30 protein-coding genes are annotated in these 23,998 nt (G+C 61.0%); 28 read left to right on the top strand and 2 right to left on the bottom strand.

Annotation, left to right across the window (positions count from 1 at the left end):
* Positions 1-16: 16 nt before the first annotated feature.
* The 5 genes from ACWGZX_RS06025 (at position 17) to ACWGZX_RS06005 (ending at position 3,452) form a co-directional block, all read left to right on the top strand.
* The gene (locus ACWGZX_RS06025; RefSeq protein ID WP_452627659.1) at positions 17-805 is read left to right on the top strand and encodes a ParA family protein; all 789 of its coding nucleotides are present in this window, start codon (positions 17-19) and stop codon (positions 803-805) included.
* Positions 806-832: 27 nt separating this feature from the next.
* The gene (locus ACWGZX_RS06020; protein WP_452627658.1) at positions 833-1,714 is read left to right on the top strand and encodes a CheW domain-containing protein; all 882 of its coding nucleotides are present in this window, start codon (positions 833-835) and stop codon (positions 1,712-1,714) included.
* Between the two features lie 72 nt (positions 1,715-1,786).
* Positions 1,787-2,272: a chemotaxis protein CheW gene (locus ACWGZX_RS06015; RefSeq protein WP_007946765.1), complete on the top strand. Its 486-nt coding sequence runs from the start codon at positions 1,787-1,789 to the stop codon at positions 2,270-2,272.
* On the top strand, positions 2,273-2,665 hold the full coding sequence (locus ACWGZX_RS06010) for a DUF2802 domain-containing protein (RefSeq protein WP_223517105.1): 393 nt from the start codon (positions 2,273-2,275) through the stop codon (positions 2,663-2,665).
* A 265-nt stretch (positions 2,666-2,930) separates the two neighbouring features.
* Entirely contained in the window at positions 2,931-3,452 is a 522-nt protein-coding gene (locus ACWGZX_RS06005; RefSeq protein WP_452627657.1) for a hypothetical protein, read from the top strand.
* A gap of 131 nt (positions 3,453-3,583) precedes the next feature.
* On the opposite strand, the gene ACWGZX_RS06000 is transcribed toward ACWGZX_RS06005, so the two are convergent.
* Positions 3,584-3,913 (bottom strand): EscU/YscU/HrcU family type III secretion system export apparatus switch protein, encoded by a 330-nt coding sequence (locus ACWGZX_RS06000; RefSeq protein WP_452627656.1) that lies wholly within the window; start codon positions 3,911-3,913, stop codon positions 3,584-3,586.
* The gene (gene fliK / locus ACWGZX_RS05995; protein ID WP_452627655.1) at positions 3,910-5,484 is read right to left on the bottom strand and encodes a flagellar hook-length control protein FliK; all 1,575 of its coding nucleotides are present in this window, start codon (positions 5,482-5,484) and stop codon (positions 3,910-3,912) included. Before fliK ends, ACWGZX_RS06000 begins: the two co-directional genes overlap by 4 nt.
* A 197-nt stretch (positions 5,485-5,681) precedes the next feature.
* Here fliK and ccmA point away from each other — a divergent pair, with 197 nt between their 5' ends.
* The 23 genes from ccmA to phnP all read left to right on the top strand — a co-directional run bounded on the left by ccmA (position 5,682) and on the right by phnP (position 23,965).
* The gene (gene ccmA, locus ACWGZX_RS05990) at positions 5,682-6,317 is read left to right on the top strand and encodes a cytochrome c biogenesis heme-transporting ATPase CcmA (protein WP_452627654.1); all 636 of its coding nucleotides are present in this window, start codon (positions 5,682-5,684) and stop codon (positions 6,315-6,317) included.
* Positions 6,314-6,982, top strand: a complete 669-nt coding sequence (gene ccmB / locus ACWGZX_RS05985) for a heme exporter protein CcmB (RefSeq protein WP_452627653.1) — start codon at positions 6,314-6,316, stop codon at positions 6,980-6,982. Before ccmA ends, ccmB begins: the two co-directional genes overlap by 4 nt.
* A 72-nt stretch (positions 6,983-7,054) precedes the next feature.
* Entirely contained in the window at positions 7,055-7,810 is a 756-nt protein-coding gene (locus ACWGZX_RS05980) for a heme ABC transporter permease (protein ID WP_452627652.1), read from the top strand.
* Complete coding sequence (gene ccmD / locus ACWGZX_RS05975; RefSeq protein ID WP_150781078.1) at positions 7,807-7,983, top strand: heme exporter protein CcmD; 177 nt, start codon at positions 7,807-7,809, stop codon at positions 7,981-7,983. Before ACWGZX_RS05980 ends, ccmD begins: the two co-directional genes overlap by 4 nt.
* Positions 7,980-8,435 (top strand): cytochrome c maturation protein CcmE, encoded by a 456-nt coding sequence (gene ccmE / locus ACWGZX_RS05970; RefSeq protein WP_452627651.1) that lies wholly within the window; start codon positions 7,980-7,982, stop codon positions 8,433-8,435. Before ccmD ends, ccmE begins: the two co-directional genes overlap by 4 nt.
* A 3-nt stretch (positions 8,436-8,438) precedes the next feature.
* The gene (locus tag ACWGZX_RS05965; protein WP_452627650.1) at positions 8,439-10,442 is read left to right on the top strand and encodes a heme lyase CcmF/NrfE family subunit; all 2,004 of its coding nucleotides are present in this window, start codon (positions 8,439-8,441) and stop codon (positions 10,440-10,442) included.
* Positions 10,439-10,975, top strand: a complete 537-nt coding sequence (locus tag ACWGZX_RS05960; protein ID WP_452627649.1) for a DsbE family thiol:disulfide interchange protein — start codon at positions 10,439-10,441, stop codon at positions 10,973-10,975. Before ACWGZX_RS05965 ends, ACWGZX_RS05960 begins: the two co-directional genes overlap by 4 nt.
* A complete protein-coding gene (locus ACWGZX_RS05955; protein WP_452627648.1) occupies positions 10,972-11,445 on the top strand; it encodes a cytochrome c-type biogenesis protein in 474 nt (157 codons plus the stop codon). The genes ACWGZX_RS05960 and ACWGZX_RS05955 overlap by 4 nt, the downstream gene beginning before the upstream one ends.
* Positions 11,438-12,640, top strand: a complete 1,203-nt coding sequence (gene ccmI, locus ACWGZX_RS05950; protein WP_452627647.1) for a c-type cytochrome biogenesis protein CcmI — start codon at positions 11,438-11,440, stop codon at positions 12,638-12,640. The genes ACWGZX_RS05955 and ccmI overlap by 8 nt, the downstream gene beginning before the upstream one ends.
* Before the next feature lie 14 nt (positions 12,641-12,654).
* Complete coding sequence (locus ACWGZX_RS05945; RefSeq protein WP_452627646.1) at positions 12,655-13,059, top strand: hypothetical protein; 405 nt, start codon at positions 12,655-12,657, stop codon at positions 13,057-13,059.
* 311 nt (positions 13,060-13,370) lie between these two features.
* Positions 13,371-14,204, top strand: coding sequence for a phosphonate ABC transporter ATP-binding protein (gene phnC / locus ACWGZX_RS05940; RefSeq protein ID WP_452627645.1), 834 nt, complete (start codon positions 13,371-13,373; stop codon positions 14,202-14,204).
* A gap of 43 nt (positions 14,205-14,247) precedes the next feature.
* Positions 14,248-15,264, top strand: coding sequence for a phosphonate ABC transporter substrate-binding protein (gene phnD / locus ACWGZX_RS05935; protein ID WP_452627644.1), 1,017 nt, complete (start codon positions 14,248-14,250; stop codon positions 15,262-15,264).
* A gap of 148 nt (positions 15,265-15,412) precedes the next feature.
* Positions 15,413-16,195 (top strand): phosphonate ABC transporter, permease protein PhnE, encoded by a 783-nt coding sequence (gene phnE / locus ACWGZX_RS05930; RefSeq protein WP_452627643.1) that lies wholly within the window; start codon positions 15,413-15,415, stop codon positions 16,193-16,195.
* 36 nt (positions 16,196-16,231) lie between these two features.
* Positions 16,232-16,936 carry a phosphonate metabolism transcriptional regulator PhnF gene (phnF, locus tag ACWGZX_RS05925; protein ID WP_452627642.1) on the top strand — a complete coding sequence of 235 codons (705 nt, stop codon included), beginning with the start codon at positions 16,232-16,234 and terminating at the stop codon, positions 16,934-16,936.
* Positions 16,937-16,947: 11 nt separating this feature from the next.
* Entirely contained in the window at positions 16,948-17,412 is a 465-nt protein-coding gene (gene phnG, locus ACWGZX_RS05920) for a phosphonate C-P lyase system protein PhnG (RefSeq protein WP_452627641.1), read from the top strand.
* The gene (phnH, locus tag ACWGZX_RS05915; protein WP_452627640.1) at positions 17,412-18,011 is read left to right on the top strand and encodes a phosphonate C-P lyase system protein PhnH; all 600 of its coding nucleotides are present in this window, start codon (positions 17,412-17,414) and stop codon (positions 18,009-18,011) included. Before phnG ends, phnH begins: the two co-directional genes overlap by 1 nt.
* Entirely contained in the window at positions 18,011-19,087 is a 1,077-nt protein-coding gene (locus ACWGZX_RS05910; protein WP_452627639.1) for a carbon-phosphorus lyase complex subunit PhnI, read from the top strand. The genes phnH and ACWGZX_RS05910 overlap by 1 nt, the downstream gene beginning before the upstream one ends.
* Positions 19,080-19,967: an alpha-D-ribose 1-methylphosphonate 5-phosphate C-P-lyase PhnJ gene (locus tag ACWGZX_RS05905; RefSeq protein WP_452627638.1), complete on the top strand. Its 888-nt coding sequence runs from the start codon at positions 19,080-19,082 to the stop codon at positions 19,965-19,967. Before ACWGZX_RS05910 ends, ACWGZX_RS05905 begins: the two co-directional genes overlap by 8 nt.
* Positions 19,964-20,773: a phosphonate C-P lyase system protein PhnK gene (phnK, locus tag ACWGZX_RS05900; RefSeq protein ID WP_452627637.1), complete on the top strand. Its 810-nt coding sequence runs from the start codon at positions 19,964-19,966 to the stop codon at positions 20,771-20,773. Before ACWGZX_RS05905 ends, phnK begins: the two co-directional genes overlap by 4 nt.
* A gap of 28 nt (positions 20,774-20,801) precedes the next feature.
* Positions 20,802-21,521, top strand: coding sequence for a phosphonate C-P lyase system protein PhnL (gene phnL, locus ACWGZX_RS05895; protein WP_452627636.1), 720 nt, complete (start codon positions 20,802-20,804; stop codon positions 21,519-21,521).
* Positions 21,511-22,656: an alpha-D-ribose 1-methylphosphonate 5-triphosphate diphosphatase gene (locus ACWGZX_RS05890; protein ID WP_452627635.1), complete on the top strand. Its 1,146-nt coding sequence runs from the start codon at positions 21,511-21,513 to the stop codon at positions 22,654-22,656. The genes phnL and ACWGZX_RS05890 overlap by 11 nt, the downstream gene beginning before the upstream one ends.
* Positions 22,656-23,225 (top strand): phosphonate metabolism protein/1,5-bisphosphokinase (PRPP-forming) PhnN, encoded by a 570-nt coding sequence (phnN, locus tag ACWGZX_RS05885; protein WP_452627634.1) that lies wholly within the window; start codon positions 22,656-22,658, stop codon positions 23,223-23,225. Before ACWGZX_RS05890 ends, phnN begins: the two co-directional genes overlap by 1 nt.
* On the top strand, positions 23,216-23,965 hold the full coding sequence (phnP, locus tag ACWGZX_RS05880; RefSeq protein WP_452627633.1) for a phosphonate metabolism protein PhnP: 750 nt from the start codon (positions 23,216-23,218) through the stop codon (positions 23,963-23,965). The genes phnN and phnP overlap by 10 nt, the downstream gene beginning before the upstream one ends.
* The last annotated feature ends 33 nt before the right edge of the window (positions 23,966-23,998 follow it).

Below are 23,998 nucleotides of genomic sequence, written 5' to 3'. Positions count from 1 at the left end.
GAGCGGAACCCTTCGAATGAGAGTCTGGGCAGTTGCCAATCAAAAGGGTGGTGTTGGTAAAACCACTTCCTCTATCGCTTTAGCCGGTTTGCTGGCCGAGGCGGGCAAACGCGTGGTTGTGGTCGATCTCGACCCGCACGGCTCCATGACCAGCTACTTCGGCTACGACCCCGACACTCTGGAACACAGCAGCTACGACTTGTTCCTGCACAAGGGCAGTGTGCCGCAGGGCTTGCCCGGTCAGTTGTTGTTGCCCACCAGCCACGAAAGCATTTCGCTGTTGCCCTCCAGCACCGCGCTGGCCACGCTTGAGCGTCAGTCGCCGGGGCAAAGTGGTTTGGGCCTCGTCATCGCCAAGAGCCTGGCGCAGTTGTGGCAAGACTTCGATTACGCCGTGATCGACAGCCCGCCGTTGCTCGGCGTACTGATGGTCAATGCCTTGGCGGCAAGCCAGCAATTGGTGATCCCGGTACAGACCGAGCACCTCGCCGTCAAAGGTCTGGAACGCATGGTCAATACCCTGGCGATGATCAACCGCTCGCGCAAGCAGGCGCTGCCGTTCACCGTCATCCCGACCATGTTCGACCGCCGCACCCAGGCTTCCCTCGGAACCCTGCGGGTGCTGCGCGACAAGTACCCGGAAGAAATCTGGCAAGGTTACATCCCGGTCGACACCCGCTTGCGGGATGCGAGCAGGGCCGGGCTCACGCCTTCGCAGTTCGACGGCAAAAGCCGTGGCGTTCTCGCTTATCGCGCGCTGCTCAAGCATTTGCTGGTGCAGCAATCTGTTGCGCAGGTGGCTTGAGATGAACCTTCCTTGCGGGGTGCTTGAATGATTCGGCCGGTGAAAATCACCTCTCGCCCGCAACTGGCGCTCCAGAGCTATCTTGACAGCTTGCTGCAGGACGCGACCGAGGAGCTGGCCCCCGTCATCGAAGCGCCCGCCGAAGTGATCGAACCTGAAAGCACCCTCGACGAGTTTCAGTTGGCGGTGCTCGAAGAACAGGCGCGCGATGCACGCCCGGCGGCGGTGGTTGCAGCGCCTGTGATTGCCCCCGTGATTGTGTCGGTGGCGCAAGCTCCAGCGCCGGTCATGGAAGCGCCGGCACCGGTCCTCGCGCCGGTATCGACCATCGCACCGCTGCTGCAAACGTTGGTGCCGCCGGTCGTCGAAGTCCATCTTCCACCAAGCAACACGCCGCCACCGGTCGAAACTGACGGGCGTCCATCCTGGGCCGCCGAGCCCTTCGAATGCCTGCTGTTCGACGTCGCTGGCCTGACACTGGCGGTGCCATTGGTGTGCCTGGGGTCGATTTATTCCTTGGCCGGTCACGAGCTGACGCCGCTGTTCGGTCAGCCAGAATGGTTCCTCGGGATTCTGCCGAGCCAGGCTGGCAACCTGAAAGTATTGGACACCGCGCGTTGGGTCATGCCTGACCGCTACCGCGATGACTTCCGTCAAGGCCTGCAATACGTCATTTCGGTTCAGGGTTATGAGTGGGGGCTGGCGGTGCATCAAGTCAGCCGCTCGTTGCGCCTGGACCCCAACGAAATCAAATGGCGCAGTCACCGTGGTCAACGGCCATGGCTGGCGGGCACCGTAATTGAACACATGTGTGCATTGCTCGACGTTTCCGCGCTGGCCGAGCTGATCGCCAGTGGCGGCGCAAAGCACTTGAGCAGTATTAAAAAGCCGGCTCACAAACCAACATAAAAACACGCATTGGCAGTGATTGCCGACGCACAGAACACACACCGCCAGGGCGGTTTTTTGAGGGGTCAGGGTATGAATGATAAGGCGACGGCTGCAAAGGGTTCCGAAGATCCGATCCTGCAATGGGTAACCTTCAAGCTGGACAACGAAACCTACGGCATCAACGTGATGCGCGTTCAGGAAGTCCTGCGCTACACCGAAATCGCCCCGGTTCCGGGTGCTCCGAGCTACGTCCTGGGCATCATCAACCTGCGCGGTAATGTGGTCACCGTGATCGACACCCGTCAGCGCTTCGGCCTGATGAACGCCGAGATCAGCGACAACACCCGTATCGTCATCATCGAAGCCGACAAACAGGTTGTCGGGATCATGGTCGACAGCGTGGCGGAAGTGGTTTACCTGCGTCAGTCGGAAATCGAAACCGCGCCAAACGTCGGTAACGAAGAGTCCGCCAAGTTCATTCAAGGCGTGTGCAACAAGAACAACGAATTGCTGATCCTGGTCGAACTGGACAAGATGATGAGCGAAGAAGAATGGTCGGATCTGGAGAACATCTGATTGATTCTTGAGGTTGCGGTCATTGTCCTGTTCCTCTTCTGGGCAGGCACGCTGGCGATGTTTCTGGCGTATATACGCGGTCAACGACTGATCGCCGCACAACAGGCTCAGGGCGATGCGTTACGGGATCAGCGCATCAAAGACCTGGCCAAACGCGTGGACGACTACCAGAACGGCAACGTGCGCATGGGTGAAGACCTGCACGAATTGCGCGCGGTGGTCCGCCCGTTGCCGGACAAACTGGCTCAACTGGAGCAGCGCGACCCGACGAGCCTGTCGTTTGCCCAGGCGGCGCGACTGGTGGGGATGGGCGCTACAGTTGATGAACTGACTCAGTCCTGCGGGTTGACCCAGGCTGAGGCGGAGTTGATGCGCAAGCTTCACAAGAACTGAACTGATCAAAAGATCGCAGCCTCGTTTCACTCGACAGCTCCTACAGGCGTACGCCACTCCAATGTAGGAACTGTCGAGTGAAACGAGGCTGCGATCTTTTTGCATTCAACAAAGATTCAGTAATCATCCCCGCGTTCCGTGACATCCTTCTTTATCTTGGATTTTTCGCGGTTTGGCCCGGCTTGTGATTGCCGACCACCCTCGGTAACGTGAACGCCGCTGATAAACGACGCCTGTTTCAGACATTGCAGTGCCAGGGAGGCCTATGCTCGACATACTGCGTGGTACACCGCTATGGGTTTATGCAGTCTTTTTTATCCTGACTTACTACGGCGTAAGTGCGTGTTTCAAGAGTCATGAGTCGAAGAGGTCGTTGCAGATCACGCCGGCTATATTTATTGCTATTTCCCTGGCCTCGCTGAAGTTCTCCCAAGGAACTGCGATCCCGCTCTCGATGTATGCGCTGGGATTACTGGCAGGCTGGATTCTGGCGTTGCGCTTTTACTCTTACCAAAGTGTAGAGCGCGATGGGGACCGCCTGCTTCTGGGCGGCACAATCAAAGTATTGATGGTGTATTGGTGTTTCTTTGCCTGGCGTTATTACAACGGATACCAGGCGGCCATGCATCCGGAACTGGCTGAGGCAGTGTCGGCGGTGGCATGGTCGGCATTGGGGGCTGGCCTTATCAATGGCTTGATTGTCGGTCGCAGCCTCAGGCTTTTACGTTTTTTCAAAACTGGGAGCGAGACGACGGTGGCGCTGGCGAAAAAATTGCCTAAGAACTGATTTTTGCGATTCGGCTGAGATTGCTATCGCGAGCAGGCTCGCTCCCACAGGTATTGGGGTCGAACACAAGATGTGCGAACGCCGCCGAACCCTGTGGGAGCGAGCCTGCTCGCGAAGGCGTCCTTGAAGCCTCAGTAATCATCCCCGCGATCGGTGATGTCCTTCTCGATCATCGGCGCCTGCGAATCATGCCCCGCCGGAAACTTGCCCTTCAAATTCCACGCAAACGCAATAATCTCGGCAATCGTGCGGTACAACTCCTCGGGAATACTGTCCCCCAATTCCATCTTCGCCAGCAGCCTCACCAGCTCGGGGTTTTCGTAGATCGGCACGTCGTAGTCGCGGGCGATGCGCAAAATTTCTTCAGCCAGCTCGTCGTCACCCTTGGCCGTGAGGGTAGGGGCGTGGCTGCCGTCGTATTTGAGGGCGATGGCCTGGCGTGGGGTGTGGGGGCTTTTCATGCGGTTTCGTCGACCCAGCGGTGTTCGAGGCGGGTTTGCGGGCCTTGTGGCGGCTTGCCCAAGTGGCAATCCAGATCGCCGACGTTCAGGCCCGATGCCAGCAAGCGTTCGCGCAGTCCGGCCAGGTTACTTTCGATCAGGGTCGCGGTGTATGGGCGTTCGGCCCAGAGCTGACTGGACAGGCTGCCCTTGATCAGCTGCGCCTGAATCTGCAGCGGGCCCAGCGGTTCCATGTCGAACGCGAGGTCGACGCGCCACAGTGGCAGTTTCGGTTCGCGTTCGTCGCGACGTTCGTGCGGTTGTTCTTTCTCGGGGGCCTCTTCGCGCTGGAATTTGACCTGCAACGGCACGATGTCCTGTGCGTTGCGCATCGGAATTTCCAGCTGCCAGGTGCTGAGCAGGCGGCCATCGTCCGTCACGCCGGTTTGCTCCAGGCTCGACAGTTGATGGCTTTGCAGACGCGAAACCGCTGCAGCTGCCAGACGCAGCAAATGCTCCAGATCACCTTCGCCGTCCTGGCTTTGCAGCAGGCGCTCGGGTAGCGGGAAACGGGTCGGCAGTGGTTTCGCGCTGACCTGGCCGAGCATGCCGAGGGCGCTGCGCACGAAACTCGGCATTGCCTGCACCAATGTGTTGGCGGCGATGATTGCGTTGAGGTTGGTATTGGCTGGCAGGCCCGGCGTCAGTTGGGCGATCAGCTTGAGCAGATCGCTTTTCATGTCTGGCGCCAGCGTCGGGTTTTGTCCGGTCAGCAATTTGGCTTCGAGGAACAGGCCGCTATTGGCCAGCGCCTGGGCCAGGCCTTTGGACGAACTCAGTTGCTGAATGTCTGGCAGGCCGGCGAGCAATTTGTCCATGGCGGCGCGCAGGTCGCTGGAGGACTGATCCAACGGCGGCAAGTTTTGCAGGACTTTGATCAAGCCATCCAGAGAACCCTGGCGACTTTGCTGGCTGACCAGTTGCTGCGTCACGGCCAATTGTTCCTGGCGGCCGCTCAGCGGGACGAATTTCAGCGTCTGGGAGTCTTGCACCATTGCACTTAACAAGGTGCCGATGTGCAGGGGCGTCGGGCTGTCGATGCTCAGTGTGCTGCCGTTCAGCATTGTGTTCAGCAAGCTCACCATCGAGCGAAACACCGTCGGTTGCCCCGGCACCTGTGGCATCACCTGGGAGGTCAGCACTTTGCCTTGCAACAATGTCCCGACCGGCAGTTTCGCGGTGTCGATGCGGGTGAGGGTGGCGATACTTGTGGCAATGGCCTGTTGCACGGTGATGGCCAGGTTGGTCGCCGACGGTTGGGTGATCGCCAGGCTGGTGCCTTGGGGCAGCGGTTGAGTGCTGGTGGCCTGGACCGTGGTCTGGCGACCGCTGTCGAGTGTGACTTTGAGCAACAGTTGAAAGGCCTGATCGGTCTGCTTGAGCGACAGCACTTCAGCCTTGGCGGTCTGCCCGACGGCGATCAGGCCCTCCATCGGCGTCAGCAACTTCAGCTGGTTGTCACTGACCATCAACGGCCGCGAAGTCGCGGGCGTGGTCTGCGGCAGTGGGAGGATGTTCATTTCGCCTGTCATACGCGGTCACAACCTGAGGAAAATGCACTCTTTAGAGTAGGGCATGGCATGTATAATGCCGCCCGTCTTTCGGGGAGTGGCGAAAACATTGCAATTGTTTGACGCAGCTCTCTAGAACAGACCGCCAATGCATCTATGCTGCATCTCTTTAGCGGCCGCTTCGCCGCCGACTTGAACCGCAAAAGGCCCGTGATCCCTTGACCAGCCCTGTCCTGCAAACCGTTGCCCTCGCTTGTGAGCGAGACCTTCGGCTGCTCTTCGAAAATCTCGATTTGAGACTGGCCAGTGGCGAAATGTTGCAAATTAGCGGCCCCAACGGCAGTGGCAAGACCAGTCTGTTGCGCCTGCTGTGTGGCCTTATGCAGCCGACCGCCGGTCAAGTGCTGCTTAACGGCCAACCGCTCCATGAGCAACGTTTCGAGCTGGCGCGCAACCTGCTGTGGATCGGTCATGCTGCCGGCATCAAGGAGCTGCTGACCCCCGAGGAAAACCTCAGCTGGCTCTGCGCCCTGCACCATCCGGCGTCCCATGAGGCCATCTGGCAAGCGCTGGCTGCTGTCGGACTGCGCGGTTTCGAGGATGTTCCTTGCCACACGCTGTCTGCTGGCCAGCATCGCCGTGTGGCGCTGGCGCGGTTGTACCTGGACAGCCCGCCGCTGTGGATTCTCGATGAGCCGTTCACCGCGCTCGACAAACAAGGCGTGGCACAGCTTGAAGAACACCTGGCTGCACACTGCGAGCAGGGCGGCATGGTCGTGTTGACCACGCACCATACGCTGACCCGGATGCCGGCCAGCTATCGCGACATTGATCTGGGGAATTGGGCCGTATGAGTGTTTTCGGCCTGTTGGTCGCCCGTGAGGCCCGATTGTTGTTCCGCCGTCCTGCGGAACTGGCCAATCCGCTGGTATTCTTCGCCATCGTGGTGGCGCTGTTCCCGTTGGCGGTCGGCCCCGAGGCTCAATTGTTGCAAACCTTGTCTCCGGGACTGGTCTGGGTGGCCGCTCTTTTATCGGTTCTGCTCTCGCTGGACGGGCTTTTCCGCAGTGATTTCGAAGATGGATCGCTTGAACAGTGGGTCCTTTCGTCGCACCCCCTGCCTCTTCTGGTTTTGGCCAAGGTACTGGCACACTGGGCCTTCTCTGGCCTGGCACTGGTTTTGCTCGCTCCACTGCTGGCGTTAATGCTCGGTCTACCTGCCGCTTGTCTGCCGGTGTTGCTGATTTCTTTATTGCTGGGTACACCGGTGCTGAGCCTGCTCGGTGCGGTGGGCGCAGCCCTGACGGTGGGATTGAAGCGAGGTGGCCTGTTACTGGCACTGCTGATTCTGCCGCTGTACATCCCGGTGTTGATCCTTGGCAGTGGCGCCTTGCAGGCAGCCTTGCAAGGCATGCCGGCGACCGGTTATCTCCTGTGGCTTGGCAGCCTGACCGCCCTGGCGATAACCCTGACACCGTTTGCAATAGCTGCTGGCCTGAAGATCAGTGTCGGCGAATAATGAGGTCTGGTTAAAATTTAACCAGTAAAGACCCAGCCCTTCACAGCGAAGGGCAACCGTGATGGAAACAGTATGAACTGGACGTGGTTTCACAAGCTCGGCTCGCCCAAATGGTTTTACGGCATCAGCGGCAAACTCCTGCCCTGGCTGAGCGTCGCGGCGTTGCTGCTGATCGGCGTGGGAGTCGTTTGGGGCTTGGCCTTCGCGCCGCCCGACTACCAGCAAGGCAACAGCTTTCGCATCATCTATATCCACGTTCCTGCCGCGATGCTGGCGCAGTCCTGCTACGTGATGCTGGCCGTGTGCGGCATTGTCGGGCTGGTCTGGAAGATGAAACTGGCCGACGTCGCCCTGCAATGCGCGGCGCCCATCGGTGCCTGGATGACCGCCGTGGCGCTGGTCACAGGCGCGATCTGGGGCAAACCGACCTGGGGTTCGTGGTGGGTCTGGGATGCACGACTGACGTCCATGCTTATTTTGCTGTTTCTGTACTTCGGTCTTATTGCGCTGGGCAACGCCATCAGCAATCGTGATAGCGCCGCCAAGGCGTGTGCGGTGTTGGCGATTGTCGGCGTGATCAACATCCCGATCATCAAATACTCGGTGGAGTGGTGGAACACCCTGCACCAGGGCGCGACCTTCACCCTCACCGAAAAACCGGCGATGCCGGCTGAAATGTGGCTGCCTCTGCTGCTGACGGTGCTGGGCTTCTACTGTTTCTTCGGCGCGGTCCTGTTGCTGCGCATGCGCCTTGAAGTGCTCAAGCGCGAATCGCGGGCCAGTTGGGTCAAGGCCGAAGTACAGAACAGTCTGGAGGCCGCTCGATGAGTTTTGCTTCATTCGGCGACTTCCTCGCCATGGGCCATCACGCCCTGTATGTCTGGTCAGCCTATGGCATTTGCCTGACGGTGCTGGCCCTCAACGTGGCGGCGCCGATCCTGGCCCGCAAGCGGTATCTGCAACAAGAGGCGCGTCGTCTGCGCCGGGAGAACGGCAAGTGAATCCGCTGCGCAAAAAGCGTCTTATCATCATTCTCGCGATCCTGGTCGGTGTCGGCGCTGCCGTCGGCCTGGCCCTGAGCGCCCTGCAGCAGAACATCAATCTGTTTTACACCCCGACCCAGATCGCCAACGGCGAAGCGCCGCAAGACACGCGCATTCGTGCGGGTGGCATGGTCGAGCAAGGCTCACTGCAACGCTCCGGTGACTCGCTGGACGTGAAATTCATCGTCACCGACTTCAATAAATCCGTGACTATCACCTATCGCGGCATTCTTCCGGACCTGTTCCGTGAAGGGCAGGGCATTGTCGCCCTGGGCAAACTTAACGCCGACGGCGTGGTGGTGGCTGACGAAGTGCTGGCCAAGCACGATGAAAAGTACATGCCGCCGGAAGTGACCAAGGCCCTGAAAGACAGCGGCCAGTCGGCGCCCACACAAGCCAAAGAGGGTTAATTGATGACGTCTGGAATCTTTATCCCCGGGCTTTTCATACCAGAGCTTGGCCACCTGGCCATGATCCTGGCGCTGTGTTTCGCGCTGGCTCAGGCCGTGGTGCCGTTGCTCGGTGCCTGGCGCGGTGACCGCTTGTGGATGAGCCTCGCGCAGCCGGCTGCCTGGGGCCAGTTCACTTTTCTGGTGTTCGCCTTCGGTTGCCTGACGTACGCGTTCATGACCGACGACTTCTCGGTCGCTTACGTCGCCAGCAACTCCAACAGTGCCTTGCCGTGGTACTACAAATTCAGTGCAGTATGGGGCGCACACGAAGGCTCGTTGCTGCTGTGGGCATTGATTCTGGGTGGCTGGACCTTCGCGGTGTCGGTGTTCTCCCGACAGTTGCCGCAAGTCATGCTGGCGCGGGTACTGGCCGTGATGGGCATGATCAGCACCGGTTTCCTGCTGTTCCTGATCCTCACCTCCAACCCGTTCAAGCGCATCCTGCCGCAAATGCCCAGCGATGGCGCCGACCTGAATCCGTTGCTGCAAGACATCGGCCTGATCGTTCACCCGCCGATGCTGTACATGGGGTACGTCGGTTTCTCGGTAGCCTTCGCCTTCGCCATTGCGGCGCTGATGGGCGGTCGCCTTGATGCCGCGTGGGCTCGCTGGTCGCGTCCGTGGACCATCGTCGCCTGGGCCTTCCTTGGTATCGGCATCACCCTCGGTTCGTGGTGGGCGTACTACGAACTCGGCTGGGGTGGCTGGTGGTTCTGGGACCCGGTTGAAAACGCTTCCTTCATGCCTTGGCTGGTCGGCACCGCGCTGATTCACTCATTGGCGGTCACGGAAAAACGTGGCGTGTTCAAGAGCTGGACCGTGTTGCTGGCCATCGCCGCGTTCTCGTTGAGCTTGCTCGGCACGTTCCTCGTGCGTTCCGGCGTGCTGACCTCGGTTCACGCGTTTGCGTCCGACCCTGAACGCGGGGTGTTCATCCTGATCTTCCTGCTGTTTGTGGTCGGTGGTTCGCTGACGCTGTTCGCCCTGCGCGCACCCGTGGTCAAGAGCCAGGTGGGATTCAACCTCTGGTCCCGGGAAACCCTGTTGCTGGGGAACAACCTGGTGCTGGTGGTGGCGGCTTCGATGATCCTGCTGGGCACCTTGTACCCGCTGATTCTGGATGCGATGACCGGCGCCAAGCTGTCGGTCGGCCCACCGTACTTCAACGCGCTGTTCATTCCGTTGATGGCGTTGCTGATGATGGTGATGGCGGTCGGTGTGATTGTGCGCTGGAGGGACACCCCGGTGAAATGGCTGGCCAGCATGCTCACCCCGGTGTTGCTGGGCAGTGCTGCACTGGCTGTGGTCGCTGGCGTCGCTTACGGCGATTTCAACTGGGCTGTCATCGCGACCTTCATGCTCGCGGCCTGGGTGTTGTTGGCCGGAGCGCGTGACATTGTCGACAAGACTCGCCACAAAGGCCTGATCAAAGGCCTGCCGACCCTGACCCGCAGCTATTGGGGCATGCAGGTCGCTCACCTCGGCATCGCCGTGTGCGCCCTTGGCGTCGTGCTGTCGAGCCAGAACAGTGCCGAGCGTGACCTGCGCCTGGCGCCGGGCGAATCCATGGATCTCGGTGGTTACCACTTCGTGTTCGAAGGCGCGAAGCATTTCGAAGGCCCGAACTTCACCTCCGACAAGGGCACCGTTCGGGTGATTCGCGACGGTAAGGAAGTCAGCGTGCTGCACCCGGAAAAACGCCTCTACACCGTGCAAAACTCGGTGATGACCGAAGCCGGGATCGACGCCGGTTTCACCCGTGACCTCTACGTCGCCCTCGGCGAACCGCTGGGCGATGGCGCCTGGGCCGTGCGCGTTCACGTCAAACCGTTCGTGCGCTGGATCTGGTTCGGCGGCCTGCTCACCGGCTTCGGCGGATTGCTGGCGGCGCTGGATCGGCGTTATCGGGTCAAAGTGAAAAGCCGCGTGCGTGAAGCACTGGGTATGACGGGAGCCGCTGCATGAGACGTTGGTTGATGCTGTTGCCTCTGGCGATTTTTCTGGTGGTGGCTGTTTTTCTGTATCGCGGGCTCTATCTGGACCCGGCCGAGTTGCCTTCTGCGATGATCAACAAGCCGTTCCCGGAGTTTTCCCTGCCGAGCGTGCAGGGCGACAAGACACTGACCAAGGCCGACATTCTGGGTAAACCCGCGCTGGTCAACGTTTGGGGCACCTGGTGCATTTCCTGCCGGGTCGAGCACCCGGTGCTAAACAAGCTGGCCCAGAAGGGCGTGGTGATTTACGGCATTAACTACAAGGACGTCAATGCTGATGCCTTGAAGTGGCTGGAGGAATTTCACAACCCGTACCAGCTGGACATCCGCGACGATGCGGGCTCCCTTGGCCTGAACCTCGGCGTGTACGGCGCGCCGGAAACCTTTTTCATCGACGCCAAAGGCATCATCCGTGACAAGTTTGTCGGCGTAATCGACGAGCAGGTCTGGCGCGAAAAACTGGCCGCCAAGTATCAGGCACTGGTCGATGAGGCCAAGCCATGAAGCGCTGGATAGCCGCTGTGGTATTGGGCTTGAGCATGGCCGGCGTGGCGCACGCCGCCATCGACACCTACGAGTTCGCAAACGAAGGTGATCGCGAGCGTTTTCGCGAGCTGACCAAAGAACTGCGTTGCCCCAAGTGTCAGAATCAGGACATCGCCGACTCCAACGCGCCGATCGCCGCCGACCTGCGCAAAGAGATCTTCCGCATGCTCGGCGAGGGCAAGGACAATCAGCAGATCATCGACTTCATGGTCGACCGCTACGGTGATTTCGTCCGTTACAAACCCGCACTCAACGCCAAGACGGCACTGCTCTGGTTCGGCCCGGCCGGCCTGTTGCTGGGCGGTATTGTGATCATCGTCGTGATCGTCCGCCGTCGTCGCGTACAACGCGCTGAAACCCCGGACGCGCTTTCTGCCGAGGAGCGTGAGCGCCTCGACCACCTGTTGGATAAAACCAAGAATGATTGATTTCTGGCTTGCTGCAGGTCTGCTACTTCTGGTTGCCCTGAGTTTTCTGTTGATCCCGGTTCTGCGTGGTCGTCGCGCGCAACTTGAAGAGGATCGTACTGCCCTGAACGTCGCGCTGTATCAAGAGCGCGTAGCTGAGTTGCAGACTCAGCAGGAAGAGGGCGTGCTCGATGCCGCGCAAATGGATACCGGCCGCGCCGAAGCGGCCCGTGAGCTGCTCGCCGACACCGAAGGCGTTGCAGCGCCGCGAGTAACTCGCTTGGGCAAGCCGTTGCCGTTGCTGGCGGCGGTGCTGGTTCCGGTGCTTGGCCTTGGCTTGTACCTGCATTTCGGCGCCAGCGATAAAGTCGAACTGACCCGCGAATTCGCCCAGGCGCCACAGTCGATGGAAGAGATGACCCGTCGCCTGGAGCGCGCCGTCGCCGCTCAGCCGGACTCGGCTGAAGGCCTGTATTTCCTCGGTCGCACGTACATGGCTCAGGACCGTCCTGGCGACGCGGCGAAGATCTTCGAACGCACGGTGAACCTGGCCGGTCGTCAACCGGAACTGCTTGGCCAATGGGCTCAGGCCCAATACTTCGCCGATGGCAAAAAGTGGTCGGACAAGATTCAGGCGCTGACTGATGAAGCGTTGAAGGCCGATCCGAAAGAAGTCACCAGTCTGGGCCTGCTCGGCATCGTGGCGTTTGAAAGCCAGCGTTATCAGGACGCCATCGACTATTGGAATCGCCTGCTAGAGCAACTGCCGCCCGAGGACAACTCCCGTGCAGCATTGCAAGGCGGTATCGCCAAGGCCACCGAGAAACTTGAAGCCAGCGGTGGCAAGGTTGCTCAGGCACCCGTGGCCAAACCTGCAGCATTGCTGAAAGTCACCGTAGACCTGGCGCCAGCGCTCAAAGCCAAGGTCCAACCGGGCGACAGCGTATTCATCTTCGCCCGCGCCACCTCAGGCCCACCTGCGCCGCTGGCGGCCAAACGCCTGACCGTGGCCGACTTGCCGGTGACCGTCGAACTGGGAGATGCCGACGCAATGATGCCGCAGTTGAAACTGTCCAACTTCCCTGAAGTCCAACTGGTTGCGCGCGTCTCCCGTGCCGGCCAACCGACTGCCGGTGAATGGGTCGGTCGCAGCCAACCTCTGGCCAGCAGCACCACCGCGCCGCAGACACTGACTATCGACAGCCCGGATAAATAACAGGAAAACGCCACATGACCGCTATTGCTCGTATCACCCTGCTCAGTCTGGTTTTGGGGTTAAGCGCATGTGCGGTCCAGCCGCCGGAGACCACGTCGCCGTCGCCGATTCCGCCGTCGCAGCCAAGACCTACACCATCGCCAACACCTTCGCCGAGCAAACCGGGCATCCCGGCCAAACCCGCCAAACCGATGCCTCGCACCTCCGCCAGCTTCGCTCCGCCACCGGGTGGCAACAGCCATTGGGATGCCAAGCTCGGCGTCTATGTGCTGGATGATCAGACCAACACCTTCTACCGCCAGCGCACCTACTACCGCTGGAACAACGGCTGGAGCCGCTCGATCAGTCCGAACGGGCCGTGGGAAGACACGGATATCCATGGCGTGCCGGGTGGATTGGGGCGGCAATTCGGGCAGTAAGCAAAGGCGACCTACGGGTCGCTTTTTTTGTGCCCGCAGAAATTCAACTGTGACACCTGGCCCTGTGGGAGCGAGCCTGCTCGCGATAGCGGAGTGTCAGACAAAATTGATGTCGACTGACACGGCCTCATCGCGAGCAGGCTCGCTCCCACAGGGGTTCGGTGTTTTTCAGGACTCAACCTTTCACAAAACCTTCATCAAATCGGTATTCCAGCGACTTGTGCAAGTCATAGGGCTGACACAGCCCGCGCCTAAAGTCGGTTGAACTTCAAAACGGCCATGGACGGCTGTTCAACCAGACAGAGACGCCCATGAACGCAGCTATCCATGTCGATCATCTGAACAAGACCTTTGCGCGCAAGACCGCACTGGTCGACCTCGAACTCACCATTGCCACCGGTGAGATGGTCGCGCTGATTGGCGCTTCCGGCTCCGGCAAGTCCACTTTGTTGCGGCACCTCGCGGGCCTGGCCTGTTGCGATCGCAGCAATGGCGGCAGCGTTAAAGTGCTGGGGCGGGAAGTGCAGGCGTCCGGGCGGCTGAATGGCAAGGTGCGTCGCTTGCGTGCCGACATCGGCTACATCTTCCAGCAGTTCAACCTGGTCAACCGCCTCAGCGTGCTCGATAACGTGCTGCTCGGTTGCCTGGGCCGGATGCCACGCTGGCGCGGTAATTTGAGCCTGTTCAATGCCCAGGAAAAGCAGTTTGCCCTTGAGTCCCTGGACCGCGTCGGCCTGGCCGATCTGGCGGCTCAGCGCGCCTCTACCCTGTCCGGCGGCCAACAGCAGCGCGTGGCGATTGCCCGGGCCCTGACCCAGCGTGCCGAAGTGATTCTGGCCGATGAACCGATCGCCTCCCTCGATCCGGAGTCGGCGCGCAAGGTCATGGAAATCCTCGCGGACATCAACCGTCGCGACGGCAAAACCGTGGTGGTGACCCTGCATCAGGTGGATTACGCCACCCGATATTGCCCGCGCGCCGTGGCCCTCAAGGGTGGACGGATCCATTTCGACGGCCTCGCCGCCGACCTGAACAGCCAGTTCCTCAACGATTTGTACGGTGCCGACATCGACACCAGCCTGATGTTTTCCGATCAGGCCCGCCGTCCCGAACCTGCGCCCCGGCTGGTGCTGGCGCGCGGTTGAACACACTCCTTTTTCCAACGACGCACTCCAAGGAATCCATTCCATGTTGAACCGTATCGGTCGCGTTTTTGCTGGCGCCGCGCTACTCGCCAGCTGTGTGCTGGGCACCACCCAGGCTGAAGAAAAAGCCATCAACTTCGGCATCATGTCCACCGAGTCTTCGCAGAACCTCAAGAGCATCTGGCAGCCGTTTCTGGATGACATGCAAAAGAAGACCGGCCTGAAAATCAATGCCACGTTTGCCTCTGACTATGCCGGTCTGATCCAGGGTATGCGCTTCAACAAGGTCGACGTGGCCTGGCTCGGCAACAAGGCCGCCATCGAAGCGGTGGACCGTTCCAACGGCGAGATCTTCGCCCAGACCGCAGCCGCCAGCGGCGCCGCCGGCTACTGGAGCGTGTTGATCGTGCGCAAAGACAGCCCGATCAACTCCGTCGACGACATGCTCAAAAACGCCAAGAACCTGACGTTCGGCAACGGTGACCCAAACTCCACTTCGGGCTATCTGGTGCCGGGCTACTACGTGTTCGCCAAGAACAACGTCGATGCCGCCACCGCGTTCAAACGCACCCTCAACTCCAGCCATGAGGTCAACGCGTTGAGCGTGGCCAAAGGGCAACTGGATGTCGCGACCTTCAACACTGAAAGCTGGGATCGCCTGGCAGTCACCCAGCCGGACAAGGCTGCACTGCTCAAAGTGATCTGGAAGTCGCCGCTGATCCCCGCCGACCCGCTGGTGTGGAGCAAAGCCCTGAGCGACAGCGAGAAGACCAAGATCCGCGATTTCATCTTCAGCTACGGCGACACCGAGTCCGAGAAAGCCGTGCTCGCGGGCATGCAGTTGGGCAAGTTCCTGAAGTCCAGCGACGACCAGTTGCTGCCGATCCGTCAGCTCGAACTGTTCAAGCAGCGTACCACCGTCAATGCCGACACCAAGCTGGAAGCGGCGGACAAGGCCAAGCGCCTGGCGGAGATCGATGCAGAGCTGGCCAAGTTGCAAGAGCGCCTGACCTTGCTCGAACAGACCAGCGACAAAAAAGCGGCTGCCAACGCCGGTTAATTCGCGGCGCGATCCATGTAGGAGTGAGCCTGCTCGCGATAGCGGTGGCACATGCAACATCGATGTCGACTGACACACCGCCATCGCGAGCAGGCTCACTCCTACATGTATCGCGCCTCTTTTTTGAGCTGCTTTTCAGAGAAATCTTATGACCACTCTTCACGCTGAAGCTGTCGGCAAGCGCACCTGGCCACAGTACCTCGGTTGGGGCCTGTTCCTGGTCTTGCTGGCCTGGGCCTGGCACGGCGCCGAGATGAACCCGATGGCGCTGTACCGCGACTCGGGAAACATGGCGACCTTCGCCGCGGATTTCTTCCCGCCGGACTTTCATGAATGGCGCGCGTACCTCAAGGAAATGATCGTCACCGTACAAATCGCCCTCTGGGGCACGGTGCTGGCGATTGTCTGCTCGGTGCCGCTGGGCATTCTCTGTTCCGAAAACATCACGCCATGGTGGATTCACCAGCCGCTGCGCCGGGTGATGGACGCCTTCCGTTCGATCAACGAAATGGTCTTCGCCATGTTGTTCGTCGTGGCCGTCGGGCTGGGGCCGTTTGCCGGTGTCCTGGCGCTGTGGATCAGCACCACCGGCGTACTCGCCAAGCTGTTCGCCGAAGCGGTAGAGGCGATTGATCCAGGCCCGGTCGAAGGGGTTCGCGCCACCGGAGCCAGTGCCTTGCAAGAGGTGATCTACGGGGTGATTCCGCAAGTGATGCCGTTGTGGGTGTCCTACGCGCTGTACCGCTTCGAAGCCAACGTGCGCTCCGCGACAGTAGTGGGGATGGTCGGTGCCGGCGGCATCGGGGTGATTCTCTGGGAGAACATCCGCGCCTTCCAGTTTGTTCAGACGTGTGCAGTCTTGCTGGTGATCATCGTCGTGGTGAGCCTGATCGACATCCTGTCGCAACGCCTGCGCAAGCAGTTCATCTGAATTTCAGAGGGGTGCCCATGGGCGCTTTTTTTAAACATGCAGTTGTCTAGACAAGATGAGCCGGTGTACCGCGAATTGGCCGACATCCTGCGCCGTGAGCTGGCGGATTATCAGGCCGGGGACTTTCTGCCAGCCGAGGTTCAGCTGGCGGAACGTTTCGGCGTCAACCGCCATACCTTGCGCCGAGCCATCGATGAGCTGGTATTCGAAGGCAGCCTGTTGCGCCTTCAGGGTAAGGGCACGCAAGTGCTGGAACGGCCGCTGATTTACCCCATGGCGGCCGACAGCGCTTACAGCCAGTCGTTATCCGCACAAGGGCTCGGCGTTGAGGCGGTGTTGCTCAAGCGCCGTTACTGCTTCGCCAGCCGTGAAGAAGCGCAGCACCTGGGCATCGCCGAGATGGCGCCGATGATCGAATTGCAGACCCTGCGCAAGCTCGATCACCAACCGGTCAGCCTGATCCGTCATCGCTACTGCGCCAGTCATGCGCCGTTGCTGGCGGACTACACCGGCGGTTCATTGCGCCAATACCTCAGCGAACGCGACATGCCGCTGACCCGCACCTTGAGCCTGATCGGCGCCCGTTTGCCCAGCCGCGACGAAGCCGCATTGCTGATGATGCCCCGGCATTTGCCGGCGCTGAGTGTGTTCACCCTTTCCCGCGACCGCGACGGCCGCCCGGTGGAACTGGCCCAGTCCACGAACCGTTCGGATCGTTTCCAGTACCAGGTCTTTACCTGATGGAGAACTCAATGCACGACTCAATTCACGGCCTTCTTGCTCCTCACGCCGAACGGCAACACTGGATCGGCGTGCTGGCCCGCGCCCGACGCAGTGAATTGCAACCCCATGAAGCGGAGTTGCGCGACATCGAATACCAACTGATCCGCGCTCCTGAAATCGGCATGACCCTGGTACGTGGGCGCATGGGCGGCAACGGTGCGCCGTTCAACGTCGGCGAAATGAGCGTGACTCGATGCGTGGTGCGCCTGGCCGACGGCCGTACCGGTTTCAGCTACCTGGCGGGGCGCGACAAGGTCCACGCCGAACTGGCCGCGCTGGCCGACGCGCATTTGCAGGGCGCGCAACAGCGTCACTGGCTGGCGGAAATGATCACGCCGTTGGCGACCGCCCAGGCCGAACGCAGGGCGCAGAAAGCCGCAGAAACCGCCGCCACCAAAGTCGAATTCTTCACCCTCGTGCGAGGAGAAAACTGATGAGCGCACAGCTGTTGCAACCGGCCTTCACCGACCCGGTGCTGGATGCCCAGCGCGGTTTTCGCGCGGCGCTCAGGGCGCTGGCCGGCCCAGGATTAATCCAGACACTGCATGACATTCCAGGCATTGAAGGCTTGGCGCCGGCCACCTACGCGTTGTGCCTGGCGTTGCTGGATGTCGACACGCCGCTGTGGCTGGCGCCGTCCTTCGACACGCCGTTGATCCGCGCCAACCTGGCATTCCATTGCGGTTGCCCGCTCACCGCAGATCGGCAGAGCGCACGGTTTGCCTTGCTCGCCGACGCCGACTTGCTCGACCTCAGCGGCTTCGACAGTGGCAATGATCGTTACCCGGATCAGTCCTGCACCTTGCTGGTCCAGCTGCCATTGCTCGACGGCGGAGAAGGGCTGGCCTGGCGCGGACCGGGGATCGAGACCGAGCACGTGGTCAGCCTGCCGCTCCCCGACAGCGTCTGGTGCGAGCGCGAGGAGCGCAACGAATTCCCCCGTGGGCTGGATCTGTTTTTTGCCGCCGGCCATGACCTTATCGGCCTGCCGCGCAGCACGCGGGTCACCCACGCAGCACAGGAGCGTGCCTGATGTACGTAGCCGTCAAGGGTGGCGAACAGGCCATCGACAATGCCCACCGTCTGCTGGCAAAAAAACGCCGGGGCGATACCTCGGTCCCGGAACTGAGCGTCGAGCAAATCCGTCAGCAACTGCCGCTGGCCGTGGCGCGGGTGATGAGCGAGGGCTCGCTGTACGACGAAGAACTGGCCGCGCTGGCGATCAAGCAAGCGGCGGGCGACCTGGTGGAAGCGATCTTCCTGCTGCGCGCCTATCGCACCACGTTGCCACGGTTCAGCCCAAGCCTGCCGATCGATACGTCCGACATGCAGCTCAGCCGGCGCCTGTCCGCGACCTTCAAGGATGTGCCGGGCGGGCAGCTGCTGGGGCCGACCTTCGATTACACCCATCGCTTGCTGGACTTTGCCTTGCTCGCCGAGGGCGAGTATCCGGGGCCGCAGGTCACGCCGAACGCCAGCCTGGAACCGTGCCCGCGAGTCCTGGGTTTGTTGGCCAAGGAAGGCTTGATCAAGAACGAGTCCGACAACAGCGACAACGTCGCCGACATCACCCGCGACCCGCTGGAACTTCCGGCTAGCCGCGCCGAACGCTTGCAGGCACTGGCCCGTGGCGATGAAGGTTTTCTGTTGGCGCTGGGCTATTCGACCCAACGCGGTTATGGCCGCAATCACCCGTTCGCCGGGGAAATTCGCATCGGTGACGTCGAGGTCTGGATCGATCCCGAAGAGCTGGGTTTTCCGATCAATCTGGGCAGCATCGAAGTCACCGAGTGCGAGATGGTCAACCAGTTTGTCGGCTCGGCCACCGAGCTGGCGCAGTTCACGCGCGGTTATGGCCTGGCCTTTGGGCATGCCGAGCGTAAGGCCATGGGCATGGCGCTGGTCGACCGCGCACTACGCGCTGGCGAGTTCAACGAAGAGATCGTGTCGCCGGCGCAGCAGGAGGAATTTGTGTTGATGCACTGCGACAACGTTGAGGCCGCCGGATTTGTATCGCACCTCAAGTTACCTCACTACGTGGACTTCCAGGCCGAACTGGAACTGATCCGCAAACTGCGCAAGCCTGCCGAGGGCCACAGCCATGAATGACCTGAGCTATGCCATCAAGGACCGGGCACCCGTGCGCGATGCGGCGTACAACTTTGCCTACCTCGACGAACAGACCAAACGCATGATCCGTCGTGCTTTGCTCAAGGCCGTGGCGATCCCCGGCTATCAAGTGCCGTTTGGCGGTCGAGAGATGCCGCTGCCTTACGGCTGGGGCACCGGCGGCATGCAATTGACCGCAGCGATTCTCGGTGCCGATGACGTGCTCAAAGTCATCGACCAGGGCGCGGACGACACCACCAACGCCGTGTCGATCCGCCGCTTCTTCGCTCGCACCGCCGGTGTCGCAACGACTGAAAGCACGCCGGACGCGACGGTGATCCAGACCCGTCACCGCATCCCGGAAACACCGTTGCACGCCGATCAGATCATGGTCTATCAGGTGCCGATTCCGGAGCCGCTGCGCTTTATCGAACCCTCGGAAACCGAGACTCGGACCATGCACGCCCTCAATGATTACGGGGTCATGCACGTCAAGCTGTACGAGGACATCGCCACCTTCGGCCACATCGCCACCGCTTATGCCTACCCGGTGATGGTCGATGAACGCTACGTGATGGACCCGTCGCCGATCCCCAAATTCGACAACCCGAAACTCGACATGAGTCCGGCGTTGATGCTGTTCGGTGCCGGCCGGGAAAAGCGCCTGTACGCGGTACCGCCGTACACCCAGGTCACCAGCCTCGACTTCGAGGATCACCCCTTCGAAGCACAGAAGTGGGACGCGTGCTGCGCCATTTGCGGCAGCCAAGAATCCTTCCTTGATGAGTTGATTCTAGACGACGCCGGTACCCAGAGCTTCGTCTGTTCCGACACCTATTACTGCGCCCAGCGCGTCAGCCAGCAGGAGCAGGGCCAATGAACCAGGCGCTGAAAAATGATCTTTCCGTAACCACGGCCGAGCCGCTGTTGCAGGTGCGCAATCTGTCGCTGCTGTATGGCCCGGAAAAGGGCTGTCAGGACGTCAGCTTCGACCTGTATCCCGGTGAAGTGCTGGGGATTGTCGGCGAGTCCGGCTCGGGCAAGTCGACCTTGTTGTCGTTGCTCAGCGGACGCCTGCCACCACAGCGCGGCAGCATCGGTTACCGCGACAAACAGGGCCAATGGCTGGACTTGTACAGCGCCAGCGAAGCCGAACGCCGGACTTTGTTGCGCACCGAATGGGGCTTCGTCGAACAGAACCCGCGCGACGGTTTGCGCATGGGCGTGTCGGCCGGCGCCAACATCGGCGAACGTCTGATGGCCCAAGGCGTGCGCAATTACCAGCAATTGCGCGGGGCAGGCATCGACTGGCTGAGCCAGGTGGAAATCGACCCACAGCGCATCGACGACTTACCGCGGACGTTCTCTGGCGGCATGCAACAGCGGCTGCAAATTGCTCGCAACCTGGTGTCGAGCCCGCGCCTCGTATTCATGGACGAGCCCACCGGTGGCCTCGACGTGTCGGTGCAAGCGCGCTTGCTCGATTTGCTGCGGGGCTTGGTGCGTGAACTGGACCTGGCGGTGGTGATCGTCACTCACGACCTGGCGGTGGCCCGATTGTTGGCCGACCGACTGATGGTGATGCGCCGCTCGCGGGTGGTGGAAACCGGCCTGACCGATCAGGTCCTCGACGATCCGCAGCACCCTTATTCGCAACTGCTGGTGTCTTCGGTGTTGCAACCGTGAAGCCCCGTTCAACTGTGGAAACCGAGCGATGAATACCTTGATCGAGGTCCGTGACCTCTCGAAAACCTTCACCTTGCACCAGCAACACGGCGTGGTCCTGAACGTGCTGCGCGGGGTTGAATTCAGCGTGGCAGCGGGTGAGTGCCTGGTGCTGCATGGTCAGTCCGGCGCCGGTAAAAGTACGTTGCTGCGCACCTTGTACGGCAACTATCTGCCGGCCGGCGGCAGCATTCGCGTGCAGCACGACGGCCAGTGGCTGGAGCTGGTGGGCGCCGAACCGCGCGACATTCTTCAGGTGCGTCAGCGCACTCTGGGCTATGTCAGTCAGTTCCTGCGGGTGATTCCGCGCGTGGCCTGCCTGGACGTGGTGATGGAGCCGGCCCTTGCCCGTGGTTGGTCGAAAGAAACTGCACAGGTGCGGGCCGAATTGCTGCTCAGCCGCCTGAACATTCCGCAGCGTCTGTGGCAGTTGGCGCCCGGCACCTTTTCGGGTGGCGAGCAGCAACGGGTCAACATCGCCCGTGGCTTCATGGTGACGTGGCCGGTGATGTTGCTCGACGAACCGACCGCGTCCCTGGACGACACCAATCGCCAAGTGGTGCTGGAGCTGATGAACGAAGCAAAAACCGCCGGTGCCGCGCTGATTGGCATCTTCCACGACCGCACCGCCCGCGAAGCGGTTGCCGACCGCCATCTCGATATGACCCCCGCCGCTGTGAACCAAGAGGAATATGCCGATGCCCGTTGAACAGATCCTCAGCAATGCCCAACTGGTCACCGCGGACCGCGTGTTCCTTGGCAGCGTACTGTTGCGCGACGGTTTGATCGCCGACGTCGCCGAAGGCCCGAGCCGGTTGCCTCACGCCCAGGACCTCAACGGTGATTTCCTGTTGCCGGGCCTGGTGGAACTGCACACCGACAACCTCGAGCGTCACATGACCCCGCGTCCCGGCGTGGACTGGCCGTCGATATCGGCGGTACTCAGCCATGACGCGCAGATCATCGCGGCCGGCATCACCACGGTGTTCGATGCAGTGTCCATCGGAGACGTGAACCCCAAAGGCAATCGCATGCAGAAGTTGCCGGCGATGCTTGAAGCAATCTCCAGCGCCTCCGACGCCGGGCTGACCCGCGCCGAACACCGTCTGCACCTGCGTTGCGAGCTGTGCCACCCGGACACCTTGAGTGTGTTCCGCGACCTGGTGGAGCATCCGCTGGTGCAACTGGTGTCGGTGATGGACCACTCGCCGGGCCAGCGTCAATTCGTCCTGGAGTCCAAATACCGTGAGTACTACATGGGCAAGTACCATCTGACCACGACGCAGATGGATGAATTCATCACCTTGCAGATGGCCAACTCCAAGCAATACAGCGACCGCTATCGTGCAGCGATTGTGGAGCATTGCCTGGCGCGAGGCCTGTCGGTGGCCAGCCATGACGATGCGACGCTCGCGCATGTCGAAGAGTCGGCGCGTTACGGCATGACCATCGCCGAGTTCCCGACCACCGTTGAGGCGGCGCGCGGCAGCCAGCAACTTGGCATGAAAGTGCTGATGGGTGCACCGAACATTGTGCGCGGCGGTTCGCACTCGGGTAACGTCGCCGCCGCCGATCTGGCCGCTGAAGGGTTGCTGGACATTCTGTCCAGTGATTACTACCCGGCCAGTCTCCTGCAAGCGGCGTTTGCGCTGGCCGCCCAGGACAACCCGTGTGATCTGGCCCACGCAGTGCGCATGGTCAGCCTGGCCCCGGCCCGGGCGGCCGGTTTGAATGATCGCGGCGAAATCGCTGTCGGATTGGGCGCGGACCTGGTGCAAGCCAGAAGCCAGGACGGGCTGCCGGTGGTGCAACAAGTGTGGCGCCAAGCGAAGAGGGTGTTTTGATGTCGGGCAGGTTGATCTATCTCATCGGACCTTCAGGTTCGGGCAAGGACAGCCTGCTGGATGCTGCACGAACAGCGTTGGCCGAACGTGGCTGTCGCATCGTGCGGCGGGTCATTACCCGCTCGGCGGAAGCGGTGGGCGAGGCGGCGCACGGCGTCAGCCTCGAGCAGTTCGCCGAACTGGAGGCTCAGGGTGCGTTTGCCCTGAGGTGGCACGCCAATGGTTTGTCCTATGGCATTCCTCGGGAGATTGACGACTGGCTGGCGGCGGGGCAGGACGTGCTGGTCAACGGTTCGCGCGCTCATCTGCCGCAAACCCGCCAGCGATATCCCAACTCGTTGGTGCTGTTGCTGACCGTCGATCAAGCCGTATTGCGCCAGCGATTGCTGGCGCGCGGACGTGAGTCTGTGACCGAGATTGATCAGCGGCTGGCGCGCAATGCACGTTTCAGTGAGCGTCTGCTGACCGATCACGGTCCGGCAGTACACCTGCTGGATAACTCTGCAGCGCTGGAACGGACGGTCGAACGCCTGCTGGCCTGCATCGACGAGCATTGCGTATGCGCCTGACATTACTGGGCACCGGTGACGCCCGACAGGTGCCGGTCTACGGCTGCGAGTGCGTGGCCTGCATTCATGCCCGCAACGATGAACGATTAAGGCGTCGACCGTGCAGTGCGCTGATCGAATGTGGCGACCAGCGCTGGCTGATCGACAGCGGACTGCCCGACCTGACCGAACGCTTTCCGCCACGCAGCTTCAACGGGATTTTCCAGACCCACTATCACGCCGATCACGCCCAAGGCCTGCTGCATTTACGCTGGGGTCAGGGGCTGGTGATTCCGGTTCACGGCCCGGTGGACCCGGAAGGCCTGGCCGACCTCTACAAACACCCCGGCATTCTCGATTTCAGCCAACCGTTCAGCCCTTTTGAAACCCGCCAGTTTGGCGGGCTCAGCGTCACGGCGTTACCGCTGCAACACTCCAAACCAACCCTCGGCTACTCGCTGGAAGGTGAAGGGCGAAGGATCGCCTACCTGACCGATACCGTGGGCTTGCCACCGGCCACTGCTGAATGGCTGCAACGAGTACCGCTGGACCTGCTGGTCCTCGATTGCTCAATGCCGCCACAACCTCAGGTGCCACGTAACCACAATGATCTGACGCTGGCGTTGCGTTGTATCGAAGAATTGCAACCGGTGTCGGCGGTGTTGACGCACGTCGGGCATACGCTGGATGCGTGGTTGCTGGAGCATGGGGGGGAGTTGCCGCCCAGGGTTACGGTGGCTTTGGATGGTTGCGTTTTGTAGCGAATGGTAGACGCAATGACCGTGGTCAACGAA

The organism is Pseudomonas sp. CLCA07, assembly GCF_053615335.1.
The sequence above is the reverse complement of the archived record's forward strand: the minus strand, read 5'-3'. Positions and strand labels throughout refer to the sequence as shown.

Coding starts and splice junctions, on each gene's coding strand:
- ACWGZX_RS05980 (WP_452627652.1), top strand. CDS start 7,055: ATGAACTGGACGTGGTTTCACAAGCTCGGCTCGCCCAAATGGTTTTAC.
- phnP (WP_452627633.1), top strand. CDS start 23,216: ATGCGCCTGACATTACTGGGCACCGGTGACGCCCGACAGGTGCCGGTC.
- ACWGZX_RS06005 (WP_452627657.1), top strand. CDS start 2,931: ATGCTCGACATACTGCGTGGTACACCGCTATGGGTTTATGCAGTCTTT.
- ACWGZX_RS05965 (WP_452627650.1), top strand. CDS start 8,439: ATGACGTCTGGAATCTTTATCCCCGGGCTTTTCATACCAGAGCTTGGC.
- phnN (WP_452627634.1), top strand. CDS start 22,656: ATGTCGGGCAGGTTGATCTATCTCATCGGACCTTCAGGTTCGGGCAAG.
- ACWGZX_RS06025 (WP_452627659.1), top strand. CDS start 17: ATGAGAGTCTGGGCAGTTGCCAATCAAAAGGGTGGTGTTGGTAAAACC.
- ccmI (WP_452627647.1), top strand. CDS start 11,438: ATGATTGATTTCTGGCTTGCTGCAGGTCTGCTACTTCTGGTTGCCCTG.
- ACWGZX_RS05905 (WP_452627638.1), top strand. CDS start 19,080: ATGAATGACCTGAGCTATGCCATCAAGGACCGGGCACCCGTGCGCGAT.
- ACWGZX_RS05945 (WP_452627646.1), top strand. CDS start 12,655: ATGACCGCTATTGCTCGTATCACCCTGCTCAGTCTGGTTTTGGGGTTA.
- ACWGZX_RS06000 (WP_452627656.1), bottom strand. CDS start 3,913: ATGAAAAGCCCCCACACCCCACGCCAGGCCATCGCCCTCAAATACGAC.
- phnD (WP_452627644.1), top strand. CDS start 14,248: ATGTTGAACCGTATCGGTCGCGTTTTTGCTGGCGCCGCGCTACTCGCC.
- ccmD (WP_150781078.1), top strand. CDS start 7,807: ATGAGTTTTGCTTCATTCGGCGACTTCCTCGCCATGGGCCATCACGCC.
- ACWGZX_RS05955 (WP_452627648.1), top strand. CDS start 10,972: ATGAAGCGCTGGATAGCCGCTGTGGTATTGGGCTTGAGCATGGCCGGC.
- ACWGZX_RS05960 (WP_452627649.1), top strand. CDS start 10,439: ATGAGACGTTGGTTGATGCTGTTGCCTCTGGCGATTTTTCTGGTGGTG.
- phnH (WP_452627640.1), top strand. CDS start 17,412: ATGAGCGCACAGCTGTTGCAACCGGCCTTCACCGACCCGGTGCTGGAT.
- phnC (WP_452627645.1), top strand. CDS start 13,371: ATGAACGCAGCTATCCATGTCGATCATCTGAACAAGACCTTTGCGCGC.
- ACWGZX_RS05890 (WP_452627635.1), top strand. CDS start 21,511: ATGCCCGTTGAACAGATCCTCAGCAATGCCCAACTGGTCACCGCGGAC.
- fliK (WP_452627655.1), bottom strand. CDS start 5,484: ATGACAGGCGAAATGAACATCCTCCCACTGCCGCAGACCACGCCCGCG.
- ACWGZX_RS06020 (WP_452627658.1), top strand. CDS start 833: ATGATTCGGCCGGTGAAAATCACCTCTCGCCCGCAACTGGCGCTCCAG.
- phnG (WP_452627641.1), top strand. CDS start 16,948: ATGCACGACTCAATTCACGGCCTTCTTGCTCCTCACGCCGAACGGCAA.
- ACWGZX_RS06015 (WP_007946765.1), top strand. CDS start 1,787: ATGAATGATAAGGCGACGGCTGCAAAGGGTTCCGAAGATCCGATCCTG.
- phnK (WP_452627637.1), top strand. CDS start 19,964: ATGAACCAGGCGCTGAAAAATGATCTTTCCGTAACCACGGCCGAGCCG.
- phnE (WP_452627643.1), top strand. CDS start 15,413: ATGACCACTCTTCACGCTGAAGCTGTCGGCAAGCGCACCTGGCCACAG.
- phnF (WP_452627642.1), top strand. CDS start 16,232: ATGCAGTTGTCTAGACAAGATGAGCCGGTGTACCGCGAATTGGCCGAC.
- phnL (WP_452627636.1), top strand. CDS start 20,802: ATGAATACCTTGATCGAGGTCCGTGACCTCTCGAAAACCTTCACCTTG.
- ccmB (WP_452627653.1), top strand. CDS start 6,314: ATGAGTGTTTTCGGCCTGTTGGTCGCCCGTGAGGCCCGATTGTTGTTC.
- ACWGZX_RS05910 (WP_452627639.1), top strand. CDS start 18,011: ATGTACGTAGCCGTCAAGGGTGGCGAACAGGCCATCGACAATGCCCAC.